This window comes from Pseudomonas sp. RGB, from assembly GCF_007713445.1.
Lineage (GTDB): Bacteria > Pseudomonadota > Gammaproteobacteria > Pseudomonadales > Pseudomonadaceae > Aquipseudomonas.
Window position 1 is genome coordinate 40811 of the sequence record NZ_VMSH01000001.1, and the last position, 13891, is coordinate 54701.

Annotated in this window: 11 protein-coding genes; 8 read left to right on the plus strand and 3 right to left on the minus strand. The window is 59.1% G+C overall.

The genetic code is table 11. The features are described 5' to 3' along the window. Positions 1-142: 142 nt before the first annotated feature. From FPT15_RS00215 to FPT15_RS00230, 4 genes are all read left to right on the plus strand, one after another. On the plus strand, positions 143-2065 hold the full coding sequence (locus FPT15_RS00215) for a PrkA family serine protein kinase (protein ID WP_003194732.1): 1923 nt from the start codon (positions 143-145) through the stop codon (positions 2063-2065). A 113-nt stretch (positions 2066-2178) separates the two neighbouring features. After that, positions 2179-3450 (plus strand): YeaH/YhbH family protein, encoded by a 1272-nt coding sequence (locus tag FPT15_RS00220; protein WP_106575524.1) that lies wholly within the window; start codon positions 2179-2181, stop codon positions 3448-3450. After that, complete coding sequence (locus tag FPT15_RS00225; protein ID WP_106575525.1) at positions 3447-5012, plus strand: SpoVR family protein; 1566 nt, start codon at positions 3447-3449, stop codon at positions 5010-5012. The genes FPT15_RS00220 and FPT15_RS00225 overlap by 4 nt, the downstream gene beginning before the upstream one ends. A 63-nt stretch (positions 5013-5075) precedes the next feature. Further along, a complete protein-coding gene (locus FPT15_RS00230) occupies positions 5076-6305 on the plus strand; it encodes a multifunctional CCA addition/repair protein (protein WP_145157462.1) in 1230 nt (409 codons plus the stop codon). 191 nt (positions 6306-6496) lie between these two features. Here the strand turns inward: FPT15_RS00230 and folK are convergent, their stop codons facing one another. Together folK and folB are read right to left on the minus strand one after the other, a co-directional pair. Continuing rightward, the gene (gene folK, locus FPT15_RS00235; protein WP_145157463.1) at positions 6497-7015 is read right to left on the minus strand and encodes a 2-amino-4-hydroxy-6-hydroxymethyldihydropteridine diphosphokinase; all 519 of its coding nucleotides are present in this window, start codon (positions 7013-7015) and stop codon (positions 6497-6499) included. Further along, entirely contained in the window at positions 7006-7359 is a 354-nt protein-coding gene (gene folB, locus FPT15_RS00240) for a dihydroneopterin aldolase (RefSeq protein ID WP_106575528.1), read from the minus strand. The genes folK and folB overlap by 10 nt, the downstream gene beginning before the upstream one ends. A gap of 72 nt (positions 7360-7431) precedes the next feature. Here folB and plsY point away from each other — a divergent pair, with 72 nt between their 5' ends. Further along, positions 7432-8001, plus strand: coding sequence for a glycerol-3-phosphate 1-O-acyltransferase PlsY (gene plsY / locus FPT15_RS00245; RefSeq protein WP_145157465.1), 570 nt, complete (start codon positions 7432-7434; stop codon positions 7999-8001). Positions 8002-8033: 32 nt separating this feature from the next. Here plsY and tsaD read toward each other — a convergent pair whose 3' ends face one another. After that, positions 8034-9059, minus strand: a complete 1026-nt coding sequence (gene tsaD / locus FPT15_RS00250; protein WP_106575530.1) for a tRNA (adenosine(37)-N6)-threonylcarbamoyltransferase complex transferase subunit TsaD — start codon at positions 9057-9059, stop codon at positions 8034-8036. Positions 9060-9262: 203 nt separating this feature from the next. Here tsaD and rpsU point away from each other — a divergent pair, with 203 nt between their 5' ends. The 3 genes from rpsU to rpoD all read left to right on the plus strand — a co-directional run bounded on the left by rpsU (position 9263) and on the right by rpoD (position 13810). Then, positions 9263-9478, plus strand: coding sequence for a 30S ribosomal protein S21 (gene rpsU, locus FPT15_RS00255; RefSeq protein WP_002551877.1), 216 nt, complete (start codon positions 9263-9265; stop codon positions 9476-9478). Between the two features lie 443 nt (positions 9479-9921). Then, a complete protein-coding gene (gene dnaG, locus FPT15_RS00260; protein ID WP_119737662.1) occupies positions 9922-11892 on the plus strand; it encodes a DNA primase in 1971 nt (656 codons plus the stop codon). A gap of 67 nt (positions 11893-11959) precedes the next feature. Beyond that, entirely contained in the window at positions 11960-13810 is a 1851-nt protein-coding gene (rpoD, locus tag FPT15_RS00265; RefSeq protein WP_106575532.1) for an RNA polymerase sigma factor RpoD, read from the plus strand. The last annotated feature ends 81 nt before the right edge of the window (positions 13811-13891 follow it).

Sequence of the window (13891 nt, forward strand, 5' to 3'; positions counted from 1 at the left end):
AGCCGGTACACCGGCGTGCGGGTCAACGGTAGCGTTTCAGGGTGTTTGGGGGGAAAACGGCCATTGGTTGATCACCAATGACTGCCAGCATCGACTGATTGACCCGGCGTCGGCTCCACGTATCGAGCGAGGTGACGACGTCATGAGTATCTTTAGCCACTTCCAACAACGCTTCGCGTCCACACAGCAGGAAGAACTCACGCTGCAAGAGTATCTCGAGCTGTGCAAACAGGACCGCAGTACCTACGCGTCTGCCGCCGAACGTCTGCTATTGGCGATTGGTGAGCCTGAGTTAGTGGAAACCGCGAATAATTCGCGCCTGTCGCGAATATTTTCCAACAAGGTGATCCGCCGCTATCCGGCCTTTGAAGACTTCCACGGCATGGAAGAATGCATCGACCAGATCGTCTCCTACTTCCGCCACGCCGCCCAAGGCCTGGAAGAGAAGAAACAAATCCTCTACCTGCTCGGCCCCGTCGGCGGCGGTAAATCGTCTCTGGCTGAAAAGCTCAAACAGCTGATCGAGAAGGTGCCCTTCTACGCGATCAAGGGCTCGCCGGTGTTCGAGTCGCCTTTGGGCCTGTTCAACGCCACGGAAGATGGCGCGATCCTCGAAGAAGACTTCGGCATTCCACGGCGCTACCTCAACACCATCATGTCGCCCTGGGCCACCAAGCGCCTGGCCGAGTTTGGCGGTGACATCAGCCAGTTCCGCGTGGTGAAACTCTACCCGTCGATCCTCAACCAGATCGGCGTGGCAAAAACCGAACCGGGCGATGAGAACAACCAGGACATCTCGGCGCTGGTGGGTAAGGTCGATATCCGCAAACTCGAGGAATTCCCGCAGAACGACGCCGACGCCTACAGCTACTCGGGCGCGCTGTGCCGGGCCAACCAGGGCCTGATGGAATTCGTGGAGATGTTCAAAGCGCCGATCAAGGTGCTGCACCCACTGCTGACCGCCACCCAGGAAGGCAACTACAACAGTACCGAAGGCCTGGGCGCGATTCCGTTCACCGGGATCTTGCTGGCCCACTCCAACGAATCGGAATGGCACACCTTCCGCAACAACAAGAACAACGAAGCCTTCATCGACCGGATCTACATCGTCAAGGTGCCCTATTGCCTGCGCGTCAGCGATGAGATCAAGATCTACGACAAGCTGTTGTTCAACAGCTCGCTGGCCAAGGCCCATTGCGCGCCCGATACCTTGAAGATGCTCGCCCAGTTCACCGTGCTGTCGCGCCTCAAGGAGCCGGAGAACTCGAACATCTATTCGAAGATGCGCGTGTACGACGGCGAAAACCTCAAGGACACCGATCCCAAGGCCAAGTCGATCCAGGAATACCGCGACACCGCGGGCGTGGATGAAGGCATGAACGGCCTTTCCACTCGTTTCGCGTTCAAGATCCTGTCCAAGGTCTTCAACTTCGACCCGCACGAAATCGCCGCCAACCCGGTGCACCTGCTGTATGTGCTGGAACAGCAGATCGAACAGGAGCAGTTCCAGGCTGAAACCCGCGAGCGCTACCTGCGCTTCCTCAAGGAATACCTGGCGCCGCGCTACATCGAGTTTATCGGCAAGGAAATCCAGACCGCTTACCTGGAGTCCTACAGCGAGTACGGCCAGAACATCTTCGACCGCTACGTGCTGTATGCGGACTTCTGGATTCAGGACCAGGAATACCGCGATCCGGAAACCGGCGAAATCCTCAACCGTGTGGCCCTCAACGAGGAGCTGGAGAAGATCGAAAAACCCGCCGGCATCAGCAATCCGAAGGATTTCCGCAACGAAATCGTCAACTTCGTGTTGCGCGCCCGCGCCAACAACAACGGCAAGAACCCAACCTGGCTCAGCTACGAGAAGCTGCGGGTGGTCATCGAGAAGAAAATGTTCTCGAACACCGAGGATCTGCTGCCGGTTATCAGCTTCAACGCCAAGGCCAGCAAGGAGGACCAGCAAAAACACAACGACTTCGTCACTCGAATGGTCGAGCGTGGCTACACCGACAAACAGGTACGGCTGCTCTCCGAGTGGTACCTGCGGGTTCGTAAATCACAGTAAGGCAGCGACAGGCGTGTACTGCCGGGCCTTTGGCCTGGCAGCTGACCGCTTGTCTCTAAGCTTCCAGCTCGCGGCTTGAAGCTTGTAACGTGAAGCTGCCCGGAGGGCTCCCCATGAGCTATGTGATCGACCGACGCCTCAATGGCAAGAACAAGAGCACGGTAAACCGCCAGCGTTTCCTGCGGCGTTACCGTGACCACATCAAAAAGGCCGTTGAAGAGGCCGTCAGCCGCCGCTCCATCACCGACATGGAGCATGGCGAGCAAATCAGTATTCCTGGACGCGACATTGACGAACCGGTGCTGCACCACGGTCGCGGCGGCAAACAGACCGTCGTGCACCCGGGCAACAAGGAGTTCACCACCGGCGAACATATCCAGCGCCCCCAAGGCGGTGGCGGCGGTAAAGGCCCAGGTAAAGCGGGCAATTCCGGCGAAGGCATGGACGAGTTTGTGTTCCAGATCACCCAGGAGGAATTCCTGGAGTTCATGTTCGAAGACCTGGAGCTGCCCAACCTGGTCAAACGCAACCTGACCGGCACCGACACCTTCAAGACCGTTCGCGCCGGCATCAGCAACGAAGGTAACCCGTCCAGGATCAACATCATCCGCACGCTACGCTCGGCCCATGCCCGGCGTATCGCGCTGTCAGGCAGCAGCCGCGCCAAATTGAAACAGGCGAAGGAAGAGTTGGCGCGCTTAAAACGCGAAGAGCCAGACAACTTCGGCGATATCCAGGCAATCGAGGCCGAAATCGAGAAGCTCAGTGCGCGGATTCACCGCGTGCCGTTTCTCGACACCTTCGACTTGAAATACAACCTGCTGGTCAAACAACCCAACCCCAGCTCCAAGGCCGTGATGTTTTGCCTGATGGACGTGTCCGGCTCGATGACCCAGGCGACCAAAGACATCGCCAAGCGCTTTTTCATCCTGCTGTATCTGTTTCTGAAGCGGAACTACGACAAGATCGACGTGGTGTTCATCCGCCATCACACCAGCGCCCGGGAAGTGGACGAAGAGGAGTTTTTCTACTCGCGGGAAACCGGCGGCACCATCGTATCCAGTGCGTTGAAACTGATGCAGGAGATCATGGCCGAGCGCTACCCGGCCAATGAATGGAATATCTACGCAGCTCAGGCGTCCGACGGCGACAACTGGAACGACGACTCGCCGATCTGCCGCGATATCCTGATCAACCAGATCATGCCGTTTGTGCAGTACTACACGTACGTCGAAATTACTCCCCGTGAGCACCAGGCCCTGTGGTTCGAATATGAGCGTATCGGTGAAGCCTTTGCCGACACGTTCGCCCAACAGCAACTGGTCTCGGCCGGCGATATCTACCCGGTCTTCCGTGAACTCTTCCAGCGCAGGTTAGTGACATGACCGCCAAAAAAGAGCATAAGCGCCAACCCATTTCCACCGGCTCCGAGTGGACCTTTGAACTGATCCAGGCCTATGACCGGGAAATCAGCCGTATTGCGGCAGGTTATGCCCTGGACACCTACCCCAACCAGATCGAAGTGATCACCGCCGAACAGATGATGGATGCCTACGCCTCGGTCGGCATGCCGTTGGGTTATCACCATTGGTCCTACGGCAAACACTTCCTGAGTACGGAGAAGTCCTACACACGCGGCCAGATGGGCCTGGCCTACGAGATCGTCATCAACTCCGACCCGTGCATTGCCTACTTGATGGAAGAAAACACCATCTGCATGCAGGCGTTGGTGGTTGCCCACGCGTGCTACGGGCACAACAGCTTTTTCAAGGGCAACTACCTGTTCCGCACCTGGACCGATGCCAGTTCGATCATCGATTACCTGGTGTTCGCCAAGCAGTACATCATGCAATGCGAGGAACGCCACGGCATCGACGCGGTTGAGGACCTGCTCGACTCCTGCCATGCGCTGATGAACTACGGCGTTGACCGCTACAAGCGCCCGTACCCGATTTCCGCTGAGGAAGAGCGCCTGCGCCAGAAGGAGCGCGAGGAGCACCTGCAGAAGCAGATCAACGACCTGTGGCGCACCATTCCGAAGAAAACCGGGAAAAACAGCGATAAAGACAATGCACGCTTCCCCGCCGAACCTCAGGAAAACATCCTGTATTTCCTGGAAAAACACGCGCCACTGCTGGAGCCATGGCAGCGCGAAATCGTACGTATCGTGCGCAAGATCGCCCAGTATTTTTATCCACAGCGCCAAACCCAAGTGATGAACGAAGGCTGGGCGACGTTCTGGCACTACACCTTGATGAATGACCTGTACGACGAGGGCCTGGTCACCGACGGCTTTATGATGGAGTTCCTCACTTCCCATACCAGCGTGGTGTTCCAACCCGGCTTCGACAGCCCGTACTACAGCGGCATCAACCCCTACGCGCTGGGCTTTGCCATGTACCGCGACATCCGGCGCATGTGCGAACACCCCACCGAAGAGGATCGCCGCTGGTTCCCGGAAATCGCCGGCAGCGATTGGTTGTCGACCATCAAATTCGCCATGAGCAGCTTCAAGGACGAGAGCTTCATCCTGCAGTACCTTTCACCCCAGGTGATTCGCGACCTCAAACTGTTCAGCATCATGGATGACGACCTCAAGGACGACCTGCTGGTGCCGGCAATTCACGACGAGCCCGGCTACCGCACCATCCGCGAGACATTGGCGGCGCAATACAACCTGGGCAACCGCGAGCCTAACGTGCAGATCTACAGCATCGATGTGCGCGGCGACCGCTCGTTGACCCTGCGTCACCAGCAGCACGACCGCAAACCCTTGGGCGAATCCACTGAGGAAGTGCTCAAGCACCTGCATCGGTTGTGGGGCTTCGATATTCACCTGGAAACCCTGCAGGGCGACCAAGTGATGAAGACTCACCATGTGCCACCGCGCAGTGATCACAGCGACAACGACTACGGCCGCCTGGACTTGGCCGTCGTTCATCTCTGAAACAGCAAAGCCTCCATTGGTCAGGCACAGGCGGTATCCTGTGCCGCTAATGGAGGCTTTTTCATGAAAATCTACACAGTTGGCGGCGCGGTGCGTGATCGTTTGCTCGGCATCGAGGTCACCGACATCGACCGCGTTGTTGTCGGCGCAACCACTGAAGAAATGCTCGCCAAGGGCTACAAGCCGGTGGGTGCTGACTTCCCAGTGTTCCTGGACCCGAAAAACGGCGACGAGTACGCCCTGGCCCGCACCGAGCGCAAGAGTGGCCGGGGTTATGGTGGCTTTGTGTTTCATGCCAGCCCCGAGGTCACACTGGAAGAAGACCTGATGCGTCGCGACCTGACCATCAACGCGATGGCCGAGGACGGCGACGGCAACCTGACCGATCCTTACCACGGCCAGCACGACCTGCAGGCGCGCATTCTGCGTCATGTTTCCCCGGCGTTCGCCGAAGATCCCTTGCGTGTACTGCGTGTTGCGCGCTTCGCCGCGCGTTATGCCTCCCTGGGTTTCACGGTAGCGCCCGACACGCTCGGACTGATGCGCCAACTCAGTGAGTCCGGCGAGTTGGAAGCCCTGACGCCCGAGCGAAGCTGGAAGGAAATCTCCCGGGCCTTGATGGAAGATCAACCTCAGGTGTTCATCCAGGTGCTGCGCGACTGCCATGCGCTGAAAACCTTGATGCAGGAAGTGGACGCGCTGTTCGGCGTGCCGCAGCCGGAGGCCCATCACCCCGAGATCGACACCGGCCTGCACACCTTGAGCGTGCTGCAACAGGCCGCCCTGCACAAACAACCCCTCACCGTACGCTGGGCCTGCCTGCTGCATGACGTGGGCAAGGGCCTGACGGCTGTGGATAAGTTGCCGCAGCATATTGCTCATGAAAAAACAGGCTTGACGCTGATCAAGGCGGTCAACGAACGCTTCAAGGTGCCAAGGGACTGCCAGGAGCTGGCGCTGCTGGTAGGCCAATATCACACCCATGGCCACCGCGCTCTGGAACTGAAAGCCTCGACATTGCTGGAGCTGCTGCAGAGTTTTGACGTGTATCGCCGGCCGCAGCGCTTTGAGGAATTTGTGGTGAGCTGTGAAATGGATGCACGCGGGCGCAAAGGCCTTGAGCAACGAAGTTATCCACAGGCGGATTATTTACGCGGCGCGGCCAAGGTTGCGCGCGAAGTAGCGGTGGCGCCGTTGCTGGAGAAAGGCTTCAAAGGCCCCGAGCTGGGCGAGGCGCTCAAGCGCGAGCGGCTCAAGGCGCTGAAAGCCTACAAGGAACACCACAACGTGTAGCGAGCAAGCTTTGTGGCGAGCGGGCTTGCCCCGCGTTGGGCTGCGCAGCGGCCCCAGTAAAGACGCCGAGGTTTTCCTGGTAAAACTCAGCGCCTGTTTTGGGGCTGCTACGCAGCCCAACGCGGGGCAAGCCCGCTCGCCACGGGGGATTTGCGAGTCAGCGTCCACCGTTGAATCCGGGCAGGCAGGCGTTACAGAAGATTCGTCGGGGTGAGTTGCTGGTTTTGCCATTCAAACGCGACAGGTGCCAGCACCTGGTCGATCTGCGCATCGCGCCACAGCTCGGCCAATGTCTTGCCCACCTCGGGATGCACGCGATCCGGCGCCATCAACGACAGGGGCCACAGCACAAAGGCGTTTTTGAGGATTTCTGCGCGCGGCAGGATCAAGCCGTCGAAATTCCCGACCAATTCGCCATACAGCAGCACATCGATATCCAGCGGCAGCCCTTTGCGGTCCGGCGCGTAGCGGCCATTGTCGGCCTCGATGAATTTCAACCGGCGATCCAGCTCCATCAACGGCAAGTCGGTATAGGCCGACACCACCAGGTTGAAAAACGGCCCGCTTTTGATCCCCACCGGCTGGCTTTCGAACACGGGCGAGCAGCGCATATCCGTCAAGAAGCTCGCCAGCGTATCCAGGCCAGCGCGCAGATGGCGCTCACGCTCGATATTGCTGCCAAGGCCAAGGTAAACCTGAGTTAGCGACATCCGCGCTCGATCTCCACGCCCACGCCTTTGGCTGCCGGCACGGCACCCGGCTTGGTCAGCTTGAGGCGCAACCAGGGAATCTGGAACTCGCTCATCAGCACTTCGGCCAGGCGTTCGGCGAAGGTTTCTACCAGTTGGTACTGGGACTGCTCGGCAAAGGCCTGAATACGCGCGGATACGCTGGCGTAATCGAGCGCCAGGGTCAGGTCGTCACCCGCAGCGGCAGGGCGATTGTCCCAGGCGAAGCTCAGGTCCAGGCGCAGGCATTGCTTGATGCCGCGCTCCCAGTCGTAGGCCCCGATCACGGTGTCGACTTCCAGGCCTTCGATAAACACTCTGTCCAAGCTCTTCTCCGCAGCACGACAAGGGCGCGTTGCCCCGTTAGAATCAGGGCGTCCTCGCCCGGAATAGTTAGCATGTTTTGGTCACTGGCGATTCTCGCCTACCTGCTCGGCTCGCTGTCCTTCGCCATTTTGCTCAGCCGCCTGACGGGAAATCCCGATCCGCGAATGAGTGGCTCAGGCAATGCCGGTGCCACCAACATGTTGCGCCTGGCCGGCAAAAAACTCGCCGTGCTGACGCTGCTGGGCGATATCTGCAAGGGCCTGTTGCCCGTACTCATCGCCAGCCTCGCCGGCCTCACCCTGCAACAGCAAGCCTGGGTGGGCGTGTACGCTGTCCTCGGCCATCTGTTTCCGCTGTACTTCCGCTTTCGCGGCGGCAAGGGTGTCGCCACGGCGGCCGGCATGCTGCTGGGCATTTACCCTCCAGCAGCGCTGCTGGCCGTGCTGGCCTGGCTGTTGACGTTCTACCTGACCCGCACCAGCTCATTGGCCGCATTGATCGCCACGCCGCTCACCCTGCCATTGCTGGCCTGGCAGGCGCCTGCAGCGCTGTTGCCGATGAGCGTGCTGACACTGCTGATCGTCTGGCGCCACCGCGGCAATTTACGCGACCTGTTTGCCGGGCGCGAACGGCATTTTTAAATACGTTCGATGAGCCCGGCTCACGTGAGCCCTTACAGCGGTGAAAGTTGCTCCATCGGCCAGCGTGCCTGCACGCTGATCGCCAGGCTTTCATGCTGGCCGGCCTGCAGACGCTGGCAACCGGCGTAGGCGATCATTGCACCGTTGTCGGTGCAGAACTCAGGGCGCGCATAAAACACGTCGCCCTGCATGTCGCCGAGCATTTTTTCCAACGAGGTGCGCAACGCTTTGTTGGCACTGACGCCGCCGGCGATCACCAGGCGCTTCATGCCCGCCTGTTTCAGGGCGCGCTTGCACTTGATGGTCAAAGTCTCCACCACGGCCTGCTGGAACGCCAGTGCGATGTCGCAACGGGCTTGCTCACTGTCGTCCCCGGCGCTGACGCTTTGCTGCCAGGTGTTGAGTGCGGAGGTTTTCAAGCCGCTGAAGCTGAACATCAGGCCCGGGCGATCGCACATTGGACGCGGGAAGGTGTAACGGCCCGGCACGCCTTTTTCGGCGAGACGTGCGATTTCCGGACCGCCCGGATAATTGAGGCCCATCATCTTCGCGGTCTTGTCGAACGCTTCACCGGCGGCATCGTCCAGAGACTCACCCAACAGCGTGTATTGGCCAATCGCATCGACCTGAACCAGCTGCGTATGCCCACCGGAAACCAACAAAGCGACGAACGGGAACTGTGGCGGTGTTTTTTCCAGCATGGGTGCCAGTAAATGGCCTTCCATGTGGTGCACGCCGAGGGCCGGAATGCCCCAGGCAAACGCCAGCGCCTGGGCGCAAGAAGCCCCAACCAGCAGGGCTCCGACCAATCCGGGGCCGGCGGTGTAGGCAATCGCGTCGATCTCGGTCGGCACGCAGCCGGCCTCGTCCAACACCTGGCGAATCAACGGCAGCATGCGCTTGACGTGATCGCGGCTGGCGAGCTCCGGCACCACACCGCCATAGGCGCGGTGCAGGTCGATCTGGCTGAACAGTGCATCGGCCAAAAGCCCGCGTTCACTGTCGTAAAGTGCGACACCGGTTTCGTCGCAGGAGGTTTCAAGTCCCAGTACTAGCATGGGTTTGCGCCTTGTAGAGGCTGAATTCGAAGGCGCGCATAATAGTCGCCACTCCCCCTCCCGACTAGCGGTTTTCGATCAGAGGCTTTGCATTCCGGGCAATGAGGGGTTAACATCCGCAACCCTTAAAAACCGACGACCTCAGCCGCGAATTTTTTGCGACGAGAACGTTGATTCCCGGTAATGAAAGAAGGTAGCTCTGGATGCCAGCCGTCAAAGTAAAAGAGAACGAACCCTTCGACGTAGCTCTGCGTCGTTTCAAGCGCTCCTGCGAAAAAGCCGGTGTTCTGGCTGAAGTTCGTAGCCGCGAATTTTATGAGAAGCCAACTTCTGAGCGTAAGCGCAAAGCAGCAGCCGCTGTTAAGCGTCACGCTAAGAAAGTTCAGCGCGAGCAGCGCCGCGCCGTTCGTCTGTACTAATACACAGACTTACGTAGCAAGCTTCTGCCAAGCCCGGCCCTCAGCCGGGCTATTGGCATTTGCGGATATCGCTTGATGCTTCACCGTCGACGCCGCACACGCGACCGAGACACTGCTTCACACGTCAGGACTGGCTCTTTTGCCAGCGGTGCGCGTCTCTTCTGACGAGCCTAACAAGGCTACTGACGAGCACACTCATTCTTCAAACAGACGATCAACCGTGTCGGCTGTGCCCAACGATGCGTTTCCGAGGCCCGCCATTGGCCAACACCGGACGCCCGGGCAACATTTCCAGGCCGAACACTGATAGAAATTAACGTCAGTGAATGTTCGGCAGATACACTCCCTGACAGCCCAACCAGACGACAGTTGATCGAGCCGCACAATGTGTGCGCCTGAACACTTCGCGGGCCTCATTGATACGCAGTGATGACGAGAACGCCATGGCCGGGCTAATTCCCCAGAGCTTTATTGACGACCTTCTGAACCGCACCGACATCGTCGATGTTGTCAGCTCGCGCGTGCAACTGAAAAAAGCCGGCAAGAACTACACCGCCTGCTGCCCGTTCCACAAAGAAAAGACTCCCTCGTTCAGCGTCAGCCCCGACAAGCAGTTCTACTACTGCTTCGGCTGCGGCGCGGGCGGCAATGCCCTCGGCTTTCTCATGGACCACGACAACCTGGACTTCCCCCAGGCTATCGAGGACCTGGCCAAAGCCGCCGGCATGGAAATCCCCCGCGAAGAAAGTGGCCGCCCGCACAAACCGCGGCAACCCACCGACTCGCCGCTGTACCCGCTGCTGACGGCCGCTGCCGACTTCTACCGCCAGGCGCTCAAAAGCCATCCGCAGCGCAAGGCCGCTGTCGAATACCTCAAGGGCCGCGGCCTCACCGGTGAAATTGCCCGGGACTTCGGCCTGGGTTTTGCGCCGCCGGGCTGGGACAACCTCTACAAGCACCTGAGCAGCGACACCCTGCAGCAGAAAGCCATGATCGACGCCGGCCTGTTGGTGGAAAACGCCGAGACCGGCAAGCGCTATGACCGCTTCCGCGACCGGGTGATGTTTCCGATCCGCGACAGCCGTGGCCGGATCATCGCGTTCGGCGGCCGCGTGCTCGGCGACGACAAACCCAAGTACCTGAACTCCCCGGAAACCCCGGTGTTTCACAAGGGCCAGGAACTCTACGGTCTGTTCGAAGCGCGTAAAAACAACCGCAACCTCGATGAAATCATCGTGGTTGAGGGCTACATGGACGTGATCGCCCTCGCCCAGCAAGGACTGCGCAATGCCGTGGCCACCCTGGGCACCGCCACCAGCGAAGAACACATGAAGCGCCTGTTTCGCGTGGTGCCCAGCGTGCTGTTCTGCTTCGACGGCGATCAGGCCGGCCGCAACGCCGCCTGGCGCGCGCTCGAAGCCACGCTGTCGAGCCTGCAGGATGGCCGCCGTGCACGCTTCCTGTTTTTGCCCGAAGGTGAAGACCCGGACACCCTGGTGCGCTCCGAAGGCACCGACGCGTTCCGCGCGCGCATCAATCAACATGCGCAGCCGCTGGCCGACTATTTCTTCCAGCAATTGACCGAAGAAGCCGATCCGCGGTCCCTTGAAGGCAAGGCCCACATGGCCACGCTCGCGGCACCGTTGATCGACAAAGTACCGGGCGCCAACCTGAAGTCACTGATGCGCATGCGCCTGCTGGAAATCACCGGTTTGAGCGGCGAGGCCGTCAGCCAGCTGGTGCACAACGCGCCGCAAGACGCACCGCCGGCTTACGACCCAGGCATGGATTACGACGCCATGCCGGACTACTCGGACTTTCACCAACCGCAGGAGGCCTACGCGCCCCAGCAGGAGTGGACACCGAAGAAACCCGGCGCCGGCGGCAAGAAATGGGACAAGAAACCCTGGAGCAAGAACGGCAAGCGCGGTGATCGTGATGAGGCCTACGCGCCACGCACGCCGGTGGCGGTGGAAGCCCCTACGCTGATTGCGTTGCGTACGCTGATCCACTACCCGCAATTGGCGAAGAAAGTTGAGAGCGCCGATCATTTTGCCAACGAGAGCAACACTTACGCTCAGGTACTGATCGCCTTGATCGAGGCGGTACAGAAAAATCCTAAGCTAAACTCAATTCAGTTGATGGCTCGCTGGCATGGCACCGAACAAGGCCGCCTCTTGAAAGCACTCGCAGAAAAGGAGTGGCTAATTGACGGCGATAACCTTGAACAACAGTTTTTAGACACCATTACTAGGTTATCCGCGGGTCAGCACACGCAGACCCTCGATGAACTCATCAAGAGAGCAAGGCAGCCGGGATTATCGGCTGAAGAGCAGATTCAGATAGCAAAACAGATGCGCGACCTCTTAAAACAGAATGTTTCCGCATCAAACCCGACCTCAGCTGGCGTGTGAGGTCATAGCTCGGGTATAATCCTCGGCTTGTTTTTTGCCCGCCAAGACCTTCAGTGGATAGGGTGTTATGTCCGGAAAAGCGCAACAGCAGTCTCGTATCAAAGAGTTGATCACACTGGGTCGTGAGCAGGGTTACCTGACTTACGCCGAGGTCAACGACCACTTGCCTGAGGATATTTCAGATCCAGAGCAGGTGGAAGACATCATCCGCATGATTAACGACATGGGGATCAACGTATTCGAAACTGCGCCAGATAAGGATTCCCTTATGCTGGCCGACGCCGATACTGACGAGGCTGCGGCCGAAGAGGCAGCAGCAGCGTTGGCAGCAGTGGAGACCGATATCGGTCGCACGACGGACCCTGTGCGCATGTACATGCGTGAAATGGGTACGGTCGAGTTGCTGACACGCGAAGGCGAAATTGAAATCGCCAAGCGTATCGAAGAGGGCATCCGTGAAGTGATGGGCGCAATTGCGCACTTCCCTGGCACGGTTGACCACATTCTCTCCGAGTACACCCGCGTTACCACCGAAGGTGGCCGCCTGTCCGACGTTCTGAGCGGTTATATCGACCCGGACGATGGCATTGCGCCGCCTGCTGCCGAAGTACCGCCGCCTGTCGATGCGAAAGCCGCGAAAGCCGACGACGATTCCGAAGACGACGATGCTGAAGCCAGCAGCGACGACGAAGATGAAGTTGAAAGCGGTCCGGACCCGATCATCGCTGCCCAGCGTTTCGGTGCGGTTTCCGATCAAATGGAAATCACCCGTAAGGCGCTGAAAAAGCACGGTCGCGGCAACAAGCAGGCCATTGCCGAGCTGATCGCCCTGGCTGAGCTGTTCATGCCGATCAAGCTGGTGCCGAAGCAATTCGAAGGCCTGGTTGAACGTGTTCGCAGTGCCCTTGAGCGTCTGCGTGCCCAAGAGCGCGCAATCATGCAGCTCTGCGTACGTGATGCGCGCATGCCGCGTGCTGACTTCCTGCGCCAGTTCCCGGGCAACGAAGTTGACGAAAGCTGGACCGACGCACTGGCCAAAGGCAAGGCGAAATACGCCGAAGCCATTGGTCGTCTGCAGCCCGATATCATCCGTTGCCAGCAGAAGCTGACTGCGCTTGAGACTGAAACCGGTCTGACGATTGCCGAAATCAAGGACATCAACCGTCGCATGTCGATCGGTGAGGCCAAAGCCCGCCGCGCGAAGAAAGAGATGGTTGAAGCGAACTTGCGTCTGGTGATCTCCATCGCCAAGAAGTACACCAACCGTGGCCTGCAATTCCTCGATCTGATCCAGGAAGGCAACATCGGCTTGATGAAGGCTGTGGACAAGTTCGAATACCGTCGCGGCTACAAGTTCTCGACTTATGCCACCTGGTGGATCCGTCAGGCGATCACTCGCTCGATCGCCGACCAGGCCCGCACCATCCGTATTCCGGTGCACATGATCGAGACGATCAACAAGCTCAACCGTATTTCCCGGCAGATGTTGCAGGAAATGGGTCGCGAACCGACCCCGGAAGAGCTGGGCGAACGCATGGAAATGCCTGAGGATAAAATCCGCAAGGTATTGAAGATCGCTAAAGAGCCGATCTCCATGGAAACGCCGATTGGTGATGACGAAGACTCCCATCTGGGTGACTTCATCGAAGACTCGACCATGCAGTCGCCAATCGATGTCGCCACTGTTGAGAGCCTGAAAGAAGCGACTCGCGACGTACTGTCCGGCCTCACTGCCCGTGAAGCCAAGGTACTGCGCATGCGTTTCGGCATCGACATGAATACCGACCACACCCTTGAGGAAGTCGGTAAGCAGTTTGACGTGACCCGCGAGCGGATCCGTCAGATCGAAGCCAAGGCACTGCGCAAGCTGCGCCACCCGACGCGAAGCGAGCATCTGCGCTCCTTCCTCGACGAGTGATACCAGAACCCCCGGCCCAGGCCGGGGGTTTTGCTTTGTGCAGATCACTTTCTACAGATTAACTGCCGCGCAACACCCCTC